The organism is Daejeonella sp., from assembly GCF_017495225.1.
GTDB lineage: Bacteria > Bacteroidota > Bacteroidia > Sphingobacteriales > Sphingobacteriaceae > Daejeonella.
The window spans coordinates 42,334-59,539 of record NZ_JAFEIG010000014.1 but is presented as its reverse complement, the minus strand read 5'-3'; the positions used below and the strand labels follow the sequence as shown (position 1 = coordinate 59,539).

Genomic DNA, 17,206 nt, shown 5'->3' with positions numbered 1-17,206 from the left:
GGATTAAGTAATTATTATAATTAAAAGTTTTTTTTATATTTTGAATAATTGTTTATAGTTTCGTTTTATTATAAAATAAATATTATTCGAAATATTTTAAAAGAATAAAAGAAGATAAATGATTTTATTTGAAATAAAACGAAATCAATAAAAACAAACGTCAAAATCTTAAACTTTAAATTATGAAGAAAATTTTTACTGATCATTTCGGTAAGCTTTTGCAAAAATCGACAAAATCCATAGAAGGCTTTTTCGAAGAATTTAACCCAATTTGGAATTTCAATTCAAAAAAGCTTATTGCTGTCAAATGTCTTTTATTATTAAGTTTTAATCTATTATCGATTAGCTCAAGCATTGGACAACAATCAACAATTATTTTGCAAGGTACGGTTGTAGATAGCAAAGATAGAGAGGGGTTAGCAGGAATAAGCATTACTGACTCGAACAAAAAATCTTTGGGGGTAACAGGTATGGATGGAAGCTTTACACTAAACGTTCCAAGAGGAACATCTTTAAGTTTCTCTATGATTGGGTATACCACTTTGACCAAGGTTTACAATGAGAGTGAAAATAATCTAATTATATTTTTAGCACAATCTACCAGCACTTTAAATGAAGTGGTAGTAACTGCATTAGGTATTAAAAGAGAGCAAAAAGCATTAGGATTTGCTACACAAACCTTAAAAGAAAACGCATTAAATGATGCTAGATCAAATAACTGGGTTGGAGCATTATCTGGTAAAGTTGCGGGCTTAAACATTGTTTCTCCAGGTTCGGGACCAGTAAATTCTGCCAAGATTATACTACGAGGTGAAACTTCTATGAATTCGGATAATAATGGTGCTTTGATAGTTTTAGATGGTGTGCCTGTTAGTGGAGGATTAACATCATCTGGTGTAAATAATGCATACGGTGCTGGTTCTGGCAATGATGTTCCGGTAGATTTTGGTAATGGAATCTCAGACCTTAACCCTGACGACATTGAGAGTGTAACTGTACTTAAGGGTGCTAGCGCAGCCGCTCTATATGGTACACGTGCAGCGAATGGAGCCTTAATCATAACAACTAAGTCGGGGATCAAAAAAAGCAAAGGAATTGGAGTAACACTAAATTCAAATTACAGCTATAATGACATTCTTAGACTGCCAGATATTCAATATGAATATGGACAGGGAACAGGTACTGCGATTAGACCTAATAGCGAATTGTACTATTCTTATGGAGCTTCGGCAGATGGTGCGAGCACATCAAATACAAGTAGTGCTTTTGGACCGAAATTCAATGGTCAATCCTACTTCCAATATGATCCAGTAACTGGCGGACAATCAGCTACGCGTTTACCATGGGTACCTTACACTGATAACATATCAAGTTTTTGGCGAACAGGATCAACCCTCACAAATAGTGTTTCTTTTGATGGAGGAAACGAAAATGCAAGCGCAAGGGCATCCATAACACATTCAAAAAACGAATGGATTATGCCAAATACAGGTTACGAACGTTTAACAGCAGCTCTTAGTTTAAATTTCAAACTTTCTCCAAAATTGAGAATAAACTCTAAAGTTAATTTCACAAATAAAACTAGCGATAACCTTCCCGCTACAGGATATAATAATCAATCGCTCTCCTATTTCATGATCTTCCAAAATCCGAATGTCAATCTTGATTGGTACAGACCAATTTGGAGACCTGGTTTAGAGCAAATTGATCAAATACATCCCTTTAGTTCATTCATTGATAATCCATTTTTGATTGCTTATGAAATGACTAACGCTGTTAATAATTATAAAACTGTTGCAAACATGTCGGCAACCTATGATTTTACAAAGAAATTAAGTTTGATGGTTCGCTCTGGTTTTGACATGCTTAATGAAGATCGCGATCAACGCAGGCCATTTAGCACTGCAAATTTCCAGAAAGGGTACTATAAACAACAAAATATTTTTAATTTTGAGTTAAATACAGATGTGCTTTTAACCTATAAAACGAAATTAAATAAAGATTTTGATGCTAGTTTTTCTGGAGGAGCCAATGCATTAAACAGACGTTACACTGGGGTTAATGGTACGGTTGAAGGTCTAATTATCCCAGCTGTTTATAAATTAAGCAACGGACAAAGTAATCCGCTGATGAATACAAACTACTCAAACAAAAAAGTTCATAGTGTTTATGGATTTGCCTCATTAGCATGGAAGGATAAAATATTTTTGGATGTGACAGGTCGTAACGATTGGTCGAGCACCTTACCTATACAAAACAATTCATTCTTCTACCCTTCGGTTAGCTCTAGTTTCATTCTTAATGAACTCTTCAAACTACCAACCGCTATCACATATGCCAAATTACGTTTATCTGCAGCTCAGGTAGGTAATGATACTGATCCTTATAAAACAAGTAAATATTACGGAATAAGTGATTTCCCAGCATCTGCATCCGTTCCAACAACCTTACATAATGCTACATTTAAGCCAGAAATTACCACAAGTTATGAGGCTGGGTTAGAATATAATTTATTCAAATCTCGCTTTACAATGGATCTTACTTTCTATAGAAATACAACAAAGAATCAAATTCTTGACGTTCCACTTGATCCTACAACAGGGTATTCAAGAGCTGTATTAAATGCAGGAGTTGTACAAAATAATGGTATCGAACTTTTGGTAGGTGTTAAACCAATTAAAAACCAAAATTTTACTTGGACAACAACTGTAAACTGGTCTAAAAACGATAATGAAGTACTTGAATTAGCTGAAGGGCTCACCGATAAACAAGATATAGGTTATGGTGGGAATGCTACTATCCAGGCTCGAGTTGGGGGTACCACTGGCGATATTTATGGTTTTGGATTTGTAAGAGCGCCTGATGGACAAATCGTTTACAATACTTCGGGATTACCTGCAAGACCAAGTCAGATTCAATATATAGGTAAGGCTTATGCTGACTGGAGAGGTGGATTAAGTAATGAGTTTCAATACAAAAATTATAGATTTAGTTTTCTTATTGATGGCCAATACGGCGGTATGATTTATTCACAAACTCATCACAAAATGTCGGAACAGGGCAAATTAAAACACACTTTAAAAGGACGTGAAGAAGGATTTATTGTTGGTGAGGGAGTGGTTGCTGGCACTGGGGGTACTTATACTCCTAATACAAAACAAGTGGCTCCCGCGGCATTCTACGGCGATTACTACAGACGTGCAAATGTTGAGTCTAATAGTTTTGATGCTTCATTTATTAAGTTACGCGAAGTTAGATTAGAATACGGTATCCCAGCTAAACTTAGTAGAAAGTTAAAGCTAAATAATGCTTCTTTAGCACTGTACGGAAGAGACTTAGCAATAATTTCCGACTTCCCAATGTTTGATCCAGAAACTGCAACATTAAATGGGTCAACTATACTACCAGGAGTAGAAATGGGGCAAATGCCTTCTACACGTACATTTGGAATGAACTTAACTGTAAAGTTTTAAAAATTTAATTATTTACTGCAGTAGTTTAAACTGCTAAAAAAATAAAGATGAAAAATTTTAAAAATATATTTTCTGTTGTACTTCTCGCTTCATTAAGCTTTGCATGTACAAAAGACTTCCAAGAAGTCAATACCGACCCGAACAAGATTGAGAAAATCAGTCCTGGAACACTATTAAATCCCATTATTTATGAGGTAAGTAGCTTCAATACCCTTCGCGCTGATGCATTTACATTCGACATTATGCAAGTTGCTTTACCTTTCCCTAGTGTGGCAGGTGGAGTTCATAGATATGATATTAGCGAATCTGCTGGAAACTCTACATGGAACACTTATTATCGCTGGATAAACAATGTTAAGGAAATGCGTGCTGCAGCTATTGCAGCGCAAGATCCAAATTATGAAGCGATTTCATTGACTTTAAATGCTTGGTTATATTCATTACTAAGCGATTCTTTCGGTGATGTGCCAATGAGTGAGGCAGTACAAGGAGATTTGGGGGTTTATCAGCCAAAATTTGATAAGCAAGAGGATATTTACAAAACGATAATAGCAGATCTTGAAAAGGCAAATACCCTTTATAATACTGCTAGACCAATGATTTTTGGCACCGACATTTTATATGCTAACAATGTAAGCAACTGGAGAAAGTTTAGCAACTCATTACGACTAAGGTTATTATTACGTGTATCAAAAAGAACAGAAATTGATGCATTCGGGAAAATGGCCGATATCATTGCTAACCCAACAACAAATCCAGTGTTTACAAGTAATACGGATGCAGCAATTCTTAAAATTACTGGTGTTATTCCGAATGTTTCACCATGGGGAAGAGCAATCGATTTTACTACATTTAGAGCTACTGGTGGATTTTTTATCGACAATTTAAATGATTTTGTAGATCCACGTCTCGTAAGGTGGAACTCTCAAGCTCGAACATCAGATGGGAAAACTAATATTGGTTACAAGGGTATTCCGAGTGGATACAGCGGTCCTGAATCACAGTTCACATACCTACCATCTAATTTCAATGTAGCTTTAGTTACAGCTCCAATGGTAAATGTTATAATGAGTTATGCTGAAGTTGAATTTATTAAAGCTGAATTGGCTCAAATGGGTAAGATAAGCGGATCAGCTGCTACTTTTTATCAAAATGGAGTAAAAGCATCAGTTGAACAGTGGGGTGCCGTACTACCAGCTAATTATTTTACAAATGCTAAAGCTGCCTACAATGGAACTTTAGAAAGAATTATGTTACAAAAATATTATGCATTATTCTTCAATGACTATCAACAATGGTTTGAATACCGAAGAACCGGATTCCCTGTATTACCAAAGGGAGCAGGACAACTAAATAACCAAATTATGCCTGTAAGATTTAGATATCCAACAACTGTTGTAACTAATAATAATGCAAACTACCTTAAAGCAGTTAATAACATGGGGGGAGATGATATCAACACCAAAGTTTGGTGGGAAAAATAGTTAAAAATTTAAATTAGCAATAAAGGATACCCAAAAGGTATCCTTTATTGTATATAATTGTTTTATGAATAGAAGATCCTTTGTTACCAAACTTGGCCTGCTTACGGGCTGGCTAGCAATTAGCTTTGATGCTTATCCATTTAAACTTAAAATAACTCAAAAAATTTCAGGTTGTGTAAAGAACGGAAATAAAGGATTATCAGGAGTTGCGGTTACTGATGGTTACACAATTATACTCACAGATCATGATGGAAATTACTCTTTTACATCACATCCTGATGCTAAATTTGTTTATATCAGCACACCTGCAGGCTATAAATTTTTAACCAAAAATAATTTAGTAACATCCTTTCAAAAGCTGGAATCGAAAGAAAACTACGATTTCAATTTGGAAAAACTAAATAAAAATGATTCGAAGCATCAATTTATCATTTGGGCAGATCCTCAAGTAAAAAACAAAAGTGACGTTACCCAAATGATGACTACATCTGTCCCAGATGTAAAGCAATACCTTGCAAGTCTTCCAAAAGGAGCATTAATCCATGGAATATCGGTAGGCGACTTAGTTTGGGACGATCTGAGCTTTTTTAAAGACTATAGTGAAGCGGTTAATGAAATGGGCATCCCCTTTCATCAAGTACTTGGCAACCATGACATGAATTATAAACTTGGTGGAGATGAAACATCTGATCAAACATTCAAAGAGATTTATGGGCCTACATATTATTCATTTAACCGTGGCAAAGCGCATTACATTGTTCTTGATGATGTAAGATACTTAGGTAAAGATCGACTCTATGATGGGTATATTTCTCAAGAGCAATTAAATTGGGTTAAAAACGACCTTAAAAATATCTCTAAGGATAGTTTAATAATTATTTCTGCCCATATTCCTATTCATAATTCAGTAAAAAACAACATTGAACTTTACAATCTGATCAGTGAATTCAAAAATGTCCATATCATGACTGGCCATACCCATAACAATACCAATACTGAGAAAAATGGAGTTTATGAACACACCCATGGAACTGTTTGTGGGGCATGGTGGACTGGCCCAATCTGTGAGGATGGTGCACCTAGAGGTTATGGAATATATGAAGTTGATGGCACAGAGCTTAAATGGCACTATAAATCAACCGGATTCCCTTCTTCACACCAAATGAGTCTCAATTTAGATACTTTAAATAATCAAAAACGCTTAATTGTAAATGTATGGAATTGGGATCCACAATGGAAAGTTGAATATTTTCTCGACGATAAATACATGGGATTGCTTGAAAATCAAAAGGCCTATGACCCAACTGCTGTAAAACTTTATAAAGGAAAAGATATGCCTGCAAGTCGTGGATTTGCAGAACCGAAACTAAATATGCATATGTTTGTGAGTCAATTTGGTCCGGAAATCAATAAAGTTAAAGTTGTTGCAACAGATCGCTTTGGAAGAAAATATGAAGCATCATCATCTTTTTAAATTATGAAAAAAATAAGTTTAACAATCAGTTTTGCACTAGTTTTATTTGGAGGCTGCAAAACCAAAAAATTAGTAAATGAATCTATTTCATTTCCTAATTTTTCAATTGAAGCTCATCGTGGCGGAAGAGGTTTAATGCCAGAAAACACTATTCCTGCGATGAAATCGGCAATTGACCTCGGAGTAACTACTCTTGAAATGGATACGCACATCAGTAAGGATGGCCAAGTATTTTTATCACATGATCATCATGTAAATCCAAGTTTCATTCTTGATTCTGAAGGTCAAGAAATTCCGGAATCGGACAATAAAAAATATCCATTTTATCAAATGGAGTATTCCACGATTAAAAAATATGATGCTGGATCAAAAATTAACGCCAAATTTCCTGAGCAAATAAAGATTAAAACATATATGCCCCTCCTATCCGAACTTATTGACTCAGTACAGACTCATATTAAGTTTAATGGCAAAAAGCAGGTATTTTATAATATCGAAACAAAAAGTGCGGCTGATGGGGACAATATTTTTCACCCAAATCCGGAGAAATTCGTTGACCTACTCGTTGAGGTATTAGAAAGTAAAAAAATAATCCCATATGTTGTCATTCAATCATTTGACGTAAGAACCCTCCAAGTCATAAATAAAAAATATCCTTATATCAAAACTTCATTCTTAATAGAAAACAAAAAAAGCTTAGAGGAAAACATGCAAAACCTTGGATTTAAACCCTTTATCATCAGTCCAAATTACAAACTTGTAAATCCTGACTACTTGAAAAAATGCAAGGAACAAGGCATGAAAGTTATTGTTTGGACTGTAAACACAAAAGCAGAAATAAATAAATTCAAAGCCATGGGTGTTGATGGAATTATATCAGACTACCCAAATCTATTAACAAATTAATATTCCATGAATTTTAACATTTTTCAACCCGCAAAACACAAAGAGGTTATTCCATTGAATCGCAGGGATCCAGAATATAAAAAACTGCGTTTAAAGGTCTTTCTAGGAATATTTATCGGATACGCTGGATATTATTTAGTAAGAAAAAACTTCTCGCTAGTAATGCCCGATTTAATAGATCAAGGGTATACAAAAACCCAATTAGGATTTGCACTATCTGGGGTTTCAATTGCTTACGGACTCAGTAAATTTTTAATGGGAAATATCTCAGACCGAAGTAATGCGAGAAATTTCCTAACTGCAGGATTGGTTTTATCAGCTTTCACCATGATTTTTATGGGATTAGTTCCCTTCGCAACATCATCCATTACGTTCATGTTCATCCTATTATTTATCAATGGATGGTTTCAAGGAATGGGATGGCCTGCAAGCGGAAGGGTTATGGTTCACTGGTTCTCTACAAAGGAAAGAGGAACAAAAATGTCAATATGGAATGTTGCGCATAATGTGGGTGGCGGATTAATTGGTCCGGCAGCCATAATCGCCATTGCTCTTTTTTCAGATTGGGAAAGTAAGCTTTATTTCCCTGGTATGGTGGCACTTTTTGTTGCCTTAATTGCATATATTTTAATTCGAGATACTCCACAATCTTGCGGATTACCACCTATCGAAGAGTACAAAAATGACTATCCATTGAATTATTCAAAAGCACATGAAAAAGAGTTTAGTGCAAAAGAAATCTTCTTCAATTATGTTTTTAACAACCGAATGCTTTGGTACATTGCCATAGCCAACGCCTTTGTTTACTTAGTTAGATATGGCATTTTAGATTGGTCGCCAACTTATTTGGAAGAAGCCAAAGGATTTAGTGTTAAAGAAACAGGTTGGGCTTATTTTGCCTACGAATATGCCGGTATTCCTGGAACACTTTTATGCGGCTGGATAAGCGATAAAGTGTTTAAAGGAAGAAGAGCACCAGCAACAATCATTTACATGATTTTAGTATTAATCGCCGTATTAGTTTATTGGCAAAACCCTCCAGGAAATATATTGGTAGATAATTTGGCCTTAGTTACCATTGGATTTCTTATTTATGGTCCCGTTATGCTCATCGGCGTTCAAGCCTTAGATTTAGTACCGAAGAAAGCTGCCGGTACTGCTGCCGGCTTAACAGGCCTTTTTGGATATCTTGGTGGTGCCCTATTCGCAAATATTGCTATGGGATTTGTTGTTGATCAATGGGGATGGGATGGTGGATTCATTGTCATAATCTTAGCTTGTACTCTGTCAATTATATTCACAGCTTTTACTTGGAATCGAGAAATTGTTAATCTTCGTTTACAAAATGACCACAATGAAAATCGTTAAATTATTTCTTATTGCATTATTAATTTGTTCAGGATTTGCATCTAATGCTCAAACTTCCGTATGGGATAGTACTTTTCGTCCAGCTACATTCTCAATAAAAAGAGAACAATTTAAAAGCTATAAAAGCTCTATAAAAGATATCGTTTTCTTGGGGAACAGCATTACAGCCAATACTGATTGGCAAGAACTTTTACAATCAGAAAATGTAAAAAATCGAGGTATATCGGGTGATATCACTTTTGGTATATTGGAACGATTAAAAGACATTACTGATACTAAACCCGCCAAAATATTCCTGTTAATTGGAATTAATGATATTTCGAGAAATATCCCAGACAAACAAATTCTTACAAACTATCGGAAAATAGTTAGTGGAATTAGAACGGAAAGCCCAAATACTAAAATCTACCTTCATACCCTTATGCCAGTCAATCACACCTTCGAAAAATTCAAAAATCATTATGGCAAAGACGAGCATATTCTTCTTGTGAATGAGGCAATTAGAAAAATGGCTGATCTGAAAATGATTTATGTAATTGATCTTTATCCACACTTTTTGGATGAAAATAAACGAATGAAGGCAGAATTAACACATGACGGACTACACCTAACTGCAGCAGGCTATCAGGTTTGGGCTAAATTATTACTTGAAGGAAACTATCTAAAATAATAAATTGATATTTTAATTTTTATACCATGAAAAGGCTAAAACTAATTGCACTCTTTTTAATTATTCCTTTTTTTATTAAGGCACAGCAGAGTAAACCTAATATCATCTTCATCATGGCCGATGATATGGGTTTTTCGGATATTGGAAGTTATGGTTCAGAAATTAAAACTCCCAATATTGATAAACTTGCAGAAAAAGGGGTAAGATTAAAGCAATTCTATAATACAGGTCGCTGTTGCCCTACAAGAGCTTCATTACTGACTGGGCAGTACTCACATAATGCTGGAATGGGATACATGACTGGTTTTGACCAAGGAGTTCCAGGATATAAAGGCGATTTAAATAAAAATAATGTAACCATAGCTGAAGCGTTAAAACACGCGGGCTATGACAGTTTTATGTGTGGAAAATGGCACGTTTGTTCGAATGTTCGTCCGAAGGGTACTCAAGAAAATTGGCCATTACAAAGAGGATTTGAAAGATATTTCGGAACCTTGAATGGATCAGGAAGCTTCTTTACCCCAAAAACATTAACTACTGGTAACAAACTGATTAAAGCTGAAAAAGATTTTTACTATACAGATGCCATTTCAGACTCGGCAACTACCTTTATAAATGACCATATTGGCAAAAAAGATAAAAACCCATTCTTTCTTTATGTTGCCTATACAGCACCACATTGGCCTCTACATGCAAAAGAAGAAGATATTAAAAAGTATATGAAAGTATACGAAAAAGGCTGGGAGGAATTACGAAAAGATCGTTATAAAAAGCAATTAGAACTTGGGGTAATTGACAAGAATTACAAATTGAGTAACCGAGAGGATTCAGTCCCAGCATGGAACTCAATTCCAAAAAGTGAAAGGGCCATTTGGATTAAAAGAATGGCTACTTATGCCGCACAAATTGATTGTATGGATCAAGGAATTGGAAGAATTACGGCAACACTTGATAAAAACAATCTGACTCAAAACACCATGATTGTATTCATGTCCGATAATGGGGGCTGTGCTGAGTATAAAAGCACTATGGATAAAAGCATCGATAAACTGGGCTCAGATGAAAGCTTTGAAAGCTACCGAGGTAATTGGGCTAACTTGAGTAACACTCCATTTAGGCTATATAAAACAAGGGTACATGAGGGTGGTATACATACCCCATTTATTGTGAGTTGGCCGGGCCATACAGCTAAAAATGGGTCTGTAATTGATAATGAACCTGCACATATCATCGATTTAATGCCTACTTTTCTTGCAGCTGCAGGCGCCAAATATCCTGAAACTTATAAGGGATATAAAATTAATCCCTTTAACGGACAAAGCCTTCTCTCAGTCTTTAAAGGCGAGAAAATGCCAGAACGCGCACTTTATTGGGAACATCAAGCCAATAGAGCCATCCGCTACCAAGATTGGAAATTAGTATCAAAAAGCACAGAAATAGCCCCATATATTGGAAAATGGGAGCTCTATAATCTTAAAAATGACAAAACTGAATTAATAGATTTGGCAACAAAATATCCCAAAAAAGTTAAGGAATTGGAGGATATGTGGACCAAGTGGGCAAATGACAATAATGTATTTCCATTAAATGGCACTGATTTAGATTTAAGAAAAACACAGTTCGAAAGAAATTTATAAAAAACTGAATTTTATTATTAAAAAAGGTTGATGGATTAATGATCATCAACCTTTTTTTGTTAAAACCAAAAAAAATGTGTATATTAAGGGTTCAGGGCAAGATAAAGTAATGCTGCAAGACTAGCCCCAATTAATGGCCCAATCACAGGTATCCAAGAATAAGCCCAATCACTTGGTCCCTTGCCAGCCACTGGAAGTATAGAATGCATCAACCTAGGTCCCAAATCACGAACTGGATTAATTGCATATCCTGTTGTACCTCCAAGTGAAAGTCCGATAGCCCAAACCAAAAACATAACCGGAATTGCCCCTAAAGACCCCAAACCCACAGGTGCCTTAGTTTCTATAATTTCTGCATTTGTAAAATAGAATATTACAAAAAGCAATACAAAAGCGCCAATTATTTCACTGCTTAAATTAGAGATTGTATTTCTAATGGCAGGTCCAGTAGAAAACGCAGCTAACTTAAGTCCTTGATCATCTGTGGCAGCAAAGTGATCCTTGTATTTAATCCAAACCAAAAATGCGCCAAGCATTGCGCCAAGCATTTGAGCAATCATATAAATGGGTACTTGAACCCAATCAAATTTACCTGAAATAGCTAATGCAATGGTTACAGCTGGGTTGAGATGCGCCCCACTATAAGGAGCAGCAACAACAACTGCCACAAAAACTGCTAGAGCCCAGGCTGTGGTAATTACAATCCAGCCTCCCCCATTCCCTTTTGTTCCGGTTAAAACTACGTTAGCAACTACGCCGTTGCCTAATAGGATCATTAATGCTGTTCCTATAAATTCTGCTAAAAATGGATTCATAATTGAAGATATGAATAATTTATAAACTTACATTCGCTTTTGCGGCCTTAACGGCGCGCTCCCAACCATTAATTAATTCGGTATGATTTTCAATAATTTGGGGTTCAAAATTGCGTTCTACTTTCCACTGAGCAGAAATCTCTGCTACATCTTTCCAAAAACCTGTTGCCAAGCCCGCAAGGTAGGCAGCACCGAGCGCTGTAACTTCGGTAACTTCCGGACGAATAACTCTACATTTCATGATATCTGCCTGAAACTGCATCAAAATATTATTTGCCGTTGCACCACCATCAACCCTTAATTCACTGATTGGCGTTCCCGCGTCAGCTTCCATAGATTTTAAAACATCCATTGTTTGGTAGGCAATACTTTCTAGCGCAGCACGAGCAAAATGACTTGAATTTGTTCCGCGTGTAATACCGGTGATTGTTCCTCTTGCATGTTGATCCCAATGAGGTGCGCCAAGCCCTGCAAATGCTGGCACAATATAAACGCCTCCATTATCATTTACTTTTGCAGCCAATTCTTCAACCTCAGCAGATGACTTAATTAAACCAAGTTCATCTCTCAACCATTGAACAATTGCTCCACCAATAAATATTCCACCTTCTAGTGCATAAGTTACCTCACCATTAATTTTCCAAGCAATGGTTGTAAGGAGATTATTTGCCGACAAAGCCGGTTTACTTCCGATATTCATCAACATAAAACAACCCGTTCCATAGGTGTTTTTTACCATGCCTACTTTGATACACATTTGTCCGAAAAGTGCCGCTTGTTGATCACCAGCAATTCCAGCAATTGGAATTTTTGTTGCAAGAATATTTCCTGCAGTGTGCCCAAAAACTTCACTTGAAGATTTAACCTCAGGAAGCATCGAAGCTGGGATATTAAATAATTGAAGCAATTGTTTATCCCATTCAAGCGTATTTATATCGAAAAGCATCGTTCTAGATGCATTACTCACATCAGTAACATGTGTAACACCACCCGAAAGTTTCCAAATTAACCAAGAATCAATTGTGCCAAAGAGTAATTTTCCCTCCTCGGCTTTTTGGCGTGCTCCGGGAACATTTTCCAGAATCCAACGAACCTTTGTAGCTGAAAAATAAGAGTCGATGATAAGTCCGGTTTTCTTGCGAATCATATCTCCATAGTCCGTTCTAATCGAATCGCAATAATCGGAAGTACGACGATCCTGCCAAACAATAGCATTATAAATTGGGGCTCCAGTCTCTTTATCCCAAACAACTGTTGTTTCCCTTTGGTTTGTGATACCTATTGCATGGATATCAATAGAGTTCAAACCCGATTTTGCTAAAACCTCGGTAGCTACAGATACTTGAGTCGACCAAATTTCCAATGGATTATGCTCAACCCAACCAGGAACAGGATAAATTTGCTCAAATTCCTTCTGCGATACTGCAACAATACTGCCTTCATGATCAAATAAAATGGCTCTAGAGCTCGTTGTACCTTGATCAAGTGATAAAATATAATCCCCCATTTTTTTCTTATATTATGATAACTTCTTCCTTTTTATGGAAAGATTCTAATAAATATTCGCTTGCAATTTGCGTAAATTCAAGGATTTGTTGTTCAATCCAAATCGGACTCTTTTGCATTTCTTGAGCCATTAATTGAGCTACCATAGGGCACATTTCAATTGCAGCCTTTGCATCAATGAAAAGCATTCTCATTCTTCTTGCTAAAACATCCTCCACAGTATATGCCATTTCATTACGTACAGCCCAAATCACCTCGGCATTAATATTGGGATAAAAAGGGTGTATCTGATCAGCTCCATTGGGGATTTCATATGTCAGTTTAATAATTTCATCCATGTCGGTACCATAAATGGCTAAATGACCAGACAACTGCAATGAAGTACTAGCGTGAATTTTCAAATCTTTAGTTACACATTTTCTATCCTCTAATTTACTCGTTTGAATGGCAGTATCAACAGTTTCCTCCGACATTTTTCTATAAGTAGTCCATTTACCCCCTGTAATAGTAATTAAACCTGATTTTTCAACCAATAATTTATGATCTCTAGAAATCTCTTTAGTAGCATTACTATCATTTTTACTAGGTGCTGCAAGGGGCCTCAAACCTGCGAAAACACTTAAAACATCCTTCTTATCAATTTTTCTTTTAAAATACTTTGATGCCGTATCAAGAATGAAATTAACCTCTTCTTCGAGCGCGCGCGGCTCAAGACTATGTTCCTGAATTGGAGTATCAGTGGTTCCGACTAATAATTTAGAATGCCATGGAACCGCAAAAAGAACACGATTATCCGATGTTTTTGGAATCATCAATGCAGAATTACTCCCAAGAAAATTGCTATCAATAACTAAATGAACACCTTGACTTGGCCGAACCATTTTTTCAGCACCCGGTGTGTTCATTTTCAAAATATCATCAACAAAAACACCCGTTGCATTAATAACAACTTTAGCATAGACTAAATGAGAAGTATTAGTCAATAAATCAATGACCTCAACACCATTAACTTTACCTTCAACATTTTTCAGGAGCTTAATTACCTGAACATAATTCAATACATTCCCACCATTTTCAATACAAGTTTGGGCAATATTAACCGCGAGACGGGAATCATCAAATTTACCATCAAAGTAGCTTATTGCTCCAGTGAGCGATTTATCAACTAATCCTGGAATTTTTTCCTGCACCTCTGCCCGAGACAAAAACCTTGATTTCCCAAAACTATATTTACCTGCTAACCAATCGTAAATTTTTAAACCAGTTAAATATTTAATAACAGAGAACCAATCGTAACAAGGAATAATAAATTCTTCTTTCGAAACCAGATGTGCGGCATTAATTTGAAGTCGCCCACGCTCCTTTAAAGCCTGGTAAACTAATGAAATATCGCCTTGAGCAAGGTATCTAACCCCTCCATGAATAAGTTTAGTGCTTCTACTAGATGTACCTTTTGCAAAATCAGACTGCTCCACCAAAAGTGTTTTAAATCCACGTGCAGCAGAATCAAGTGCTGTTCCAAGGCCGGTTGCTCCACCCCCAATCACGATTAAATCCCACTCAAATTTTTCCTCTAAAACACTGCGGTCTTGTTTAGAATATTGCATAAAAGTAATAATACGAAATAATACGCAATTATAAGAAATCATTTCGAAAGCTTTTAATTATAAATCAAAATAATAAAAATGAATATCTTATTAAAATGTAGGTTTTTCTGGAATATTTTCATTATTTTGCAAATACGTTAAAGTACCAAAAAATGATCAGTTTAGCTGAAAGACATCAATTTATTATAAAAAAACTACAAAAAGAACAGTACATAAATGTAGTAGATTTATGTAATGAATTAAAAGTCTCATCTGTAACAATTCGAAAGGATTTAAAACTTCTTGAAGATAAAAGTTTGCTTTTTAAAATACATGGTGGTGCAACATTAACTAATCCATATACTGTAGATCGCTCTGTGAATGAAAAGGAGCAATTGCAATCTGACGAAAAGTTGAACATCGGACAAGCAGCTGCAAAGCTCGTAACTGAAAACGATTCTATTATTATTGCATCAGGAACTTCAGTATTAGCCTTTGCAAAATGTATTCCATTAAACTTGCCCCTCACAGTCATAACTTCTGCATTAAATGTTGCACTCGAATTATCTCATCATCCAAATACAGAAGTAATGCAGTTAGGCGGAATCCTTAGAAAGAGCTCATCATCTGTTATGGGGCCCTATTCTGAGGCAATTCTCAATGATTTTTTCTGCAGCAAATTATTTATAGGCGTAGATGGTATTGATTTAGAATTTGGTTTAACTACTACCAATATGATGGAAGCTCATTTGAACAGACAAATGATAAGTGTCTCCCAAAAAACCATAGTCTTAACAGATTCTACAAAATTTGGCAAAAGAGGCTTCGGGAAAATTTGCAATATTGATGAAATTGATCATATCATCACTGATAGTGGCATTTCCGAACATACTGTAAATCAGCTTCAAAGCATGGGCGTAACCGTTACTATTGTAGATTAACTTATCAGCATCAAAATAAATATTCAATAATGAACATAGGAATTATTGGCCTTGGTGATATGGGCTGCGTTTATGCTAAATCGCTGGTAAAAGCTGGTTACAGAGTTTATGGATGCGACTTACCGCATCGCAGAGATCATCTTGAAGCCGAACTCAATCCCTATGGCATTGAAATTTTAGCAGATGGGAAAGAAGTTTCACGTATTTCCGATGTAATCTTCTATTCTGTTGAAGCCGAACGCATTGCGGAAGTCCTGAGTCAATATGGACCTCATACCAAATACGGCGCCATTGTTGCAGGCCAGACTTCTGTGAAACACCCTGAAATTGAGGCATTTGAAAAATATCTGCCTAAAGATTCACATATTATTACCTGTCATTCACTTCACGGACCAGGTTTTGATCCTAAGGGACAAAAAATGATTGTGATTCCACACAGAACCACTAAGGAAGCCTATCAACGCATGACAGATATTCTTTCATCACTTGGCTCTGTATTGAATGAAATTGCTGATTACCATGAGCATGATAAGATAGTAGCTGATACACAAGCTGTTACACACATGGGATTTGAAAGTATGGGGACTGCATGGAAGGAAGCCGGATTTTTTCCATGGGAAAATGCTTCATATTTAGGTGGAATTGATAATGTTAAAATCCTAATTACCCTTCGTATTTTTAGTTATAAAGCACATATTTATGGTGGTTTAGCCATCCTAAACCCCTATGCAAGGCATCAAATAAAACGTTATGCTGAGTCGGAATCTGAGTTATTTAAGCTAATGATTAAGGAAGAGGCTGATATTTTTAGAAAAAGACTTTATAAGGCTAGAGATTTTATTTTCGGGCAAGATCATAAACCACTCATGTTAAATGAAAAGGTGATGCAGGAATTCTCACTTTCTGCTGGATCTGAAAATCGGAAGCCTAATTCCCATCTAAGCCTGCTAAGCATGGTGGATGCTTGGTACCATTTAGGAATAAATCCATACGATAATTTAATTTGCCAAACACCACCCTTCCGACTCAGATTGGGAATTGCTGAATACCTCTTTAAAAATGAAGAACTCTTAGAGGAGTCTATTGAAACGGCCTTGTTCGATAAAACCATCCGTGGCGACGATTTGGAATTCCATTCGGCAGTACGTGAATGGTCGTCGATAATTGGCTATGGCGACATGAAAGGTTATAAAGAACATTTTGAACAAGTAAAAACATTTTTCGCTGGCCGACTTGAACAAGGGCGAGCGCAGAGTGCCGAATTAATCAAAAAGCTCGAAATTGAATAATTATTTTGAAAATTCGCAAATATGTGACCTCTGTCATATTTTAAGAGCTACGAAATC

At 36.0% G+C, this 17,206-nt stretch carries 12 protein-coding genes; 9 read left to right on the top strand and 3 right to left on the bottom strand.

Features of this window, described 5'->3' with window-relative positions:
* Positions 1 to 182: 182 nt before the first annotated feature.
* The 7 genes from QZ136_RS05385 to QZ136_RS05355 all read left to right on the top strand — a co-directional run bounded on the left by QZ136_RS05385 (position 183) and on the right by QZ136_RS05355 (position 11,012).
* Positions 183 to 3,473, top strand: a complete 3,291-nt coding sequence (locus tag QZ136_RS05385; RefSeq protein WP_291401161.1) for a SusC/RagA family TonB-linked outer membrane protein — start codon at positions 183 to 185, stop codon at positions 3,471 to 3,473.
* Positions 3,474 to 3,520: 47 nt separating this feature from the next.
* Positions 3,521 to 4,957, top strand: a complete 1,437-nt coding sequence (locus tag QZ136_RS05380; protein WP_291401159.1) for a SusD/RagB family nutrient-binding outer membrane lipoprotein — start codon at positions 3,521 to 3,523, stop codon at positions 4,955 to 4,957.
* Positions 4,958 to 5,021: 64 nt separating this feature from the next.
* The gene (locus QZ136_RS05375; protein WP_291401157.1) at positions 5,022 to 6,431 is read left to right on the top strand and encodes a calcineurin-like phosphoesterase family protein; all 1,410 of its coding nucleotides are present in this window, start codon (positions 5,022 to 5,024) and stop codon (positions 6,429 to 6,431) included.
* 3 nt (positions 6,432 to 6,434) lie between these two features.
* Positions 6,435 to 7,337 carry a glycerophosphodiester phosphodiesterase family protein gene (locus tag QZ136_RS05370; protein ID WP_291401155.1) on the top strand — a complete coding sequence of 301 codons (903 nt, stop codon included), beginning with the start codon at positions 6,435 to 6,437 and terminating at the stop codon, positions 7,335 to 7,337.
* Between the two features lie 6 nt (positions 7,338 to 7,343).
* Complete coding sequence (gene glpT / locus QZ136_RS05365) at positions 7,344 to 8,705, top strand: glycerol-3-phosphate transporter (protein WP_291401154.1); 1,362 nt, start codon at positions 7,344 to 7,346, stop codon at positions 8,703 to 8,705.
* Positions 8,692 to 9,375, top strand: a complete 684-nt coding sequence (locus QZ136_RS05360; RefSeq protein WP_291401152.1) for a GDSL-type esterase/lipase family protein — start codon at positions 8,692 to 8,694, stop codon at positions 9,373 to 9,375. Before glpT ends, QZ136_RS05360 begins: the two co-directional genes overlap by 14 nt.
* 26 nt (positions 9,376 to 9,401) lie before the next feature.
* Positions 9,402 to 11,012 carry an arylsulfatase gene (locus tag QZ136_RS05355; RefSeq protein WP_291401150.1) on the top strand — a complete coding sequence of 537 codons (1,611 nt, stop codon included), beginning with the start codon at positions 9,402 to 9,404 and terminating at the stop codon, positions 11,010 to 11,012.
* Positions 11,013 to 11,095: 83 nt separating this feature from the next.
* Here QZ136_RS05355 and QZ136_RS05350 read toward each other — a convergent pair whose 3' ends face one another.
* The 3 genes from QZ136_RS05350 to QZ136_RS05340 are packed head-to-tail and all read right to left on the bottom strand — an operon-like array spanning position 11,096 to position 14,940.
* Positions 11,096 to 11,827, bottom strand: coding sequence for an MIP/aquaporin family protein (locus tag QZ136_RS05350; protein WP_291401149.1), 732 nt, complete (start codon positions 11,825 to 11,827; stop codon positions 11,096 to 11,098).
* A 19-nt stretch (positions 11,828 to 11,846) separates the two neighbouring features.
* On the bottom strand, positions 11,847 to 13,334 hold the full coding sequence (glpK, locus tag QZ136_RS05345) for a glycerol kinase GlpK (RefSeq protein ID WP_291401147.1): 1,488 nt from the start codon (positions 13,332 to 13,334) through the stop codon (positions 11,847 to 11,849).
* A 7-nt stretch (positions 13,335 to 13,341) separates the two neighbouring features.
* On the bottom strand, positions 13,342 to 14,940 hold the full coding sequence (locus QZ136_RS05340) for a glycerol-3-phosphate dehydrogenase/oxidase (RefSeq protein ID WP_291401145.1): 1,599 nt from the start codon (positions 14,938 to 14,940) through the stop codon (positions 13,342 to 13,344).
* Positions 14,941 to 15,092: 152 nt separating this feature from the next.
* Between QZ136_RS05340 and QZ136_RS05335 the strand changes: the two genes are divergently transcribed.
* The gene (locus tag QZ136_RS05335) at positions 15,093 to 15,860 is read left to right on the top strand and encodes a DeoR/GlpR family DNA-binding transcription regulator (RefSeq protein ID WP_291401142.1); all 768 of its coding nucleotides are present in this window, start codon (positions 15,093 to 15,095) and stop codon (positions 15,858 to 15,860) included.
* Positions 15,861 to 15,889: 29 nt separating this feature from the next.
* Positions 15,890 to 17,149 carry a prephenate dehydrogenase gene (locus tag QZ136_RS05330; RefSeq protein ID WP_291401140.1) on the top strand — a complete coding sequence of 420 codons (1,260 nt, stop codon included), beginning with the start codon at positions 15,890 to 15,892 and terminating at the stop codon, positions 17,147 to 17,149.
* Positions 17,150 to 17,206: the final 57 nt, after the last annotated feature.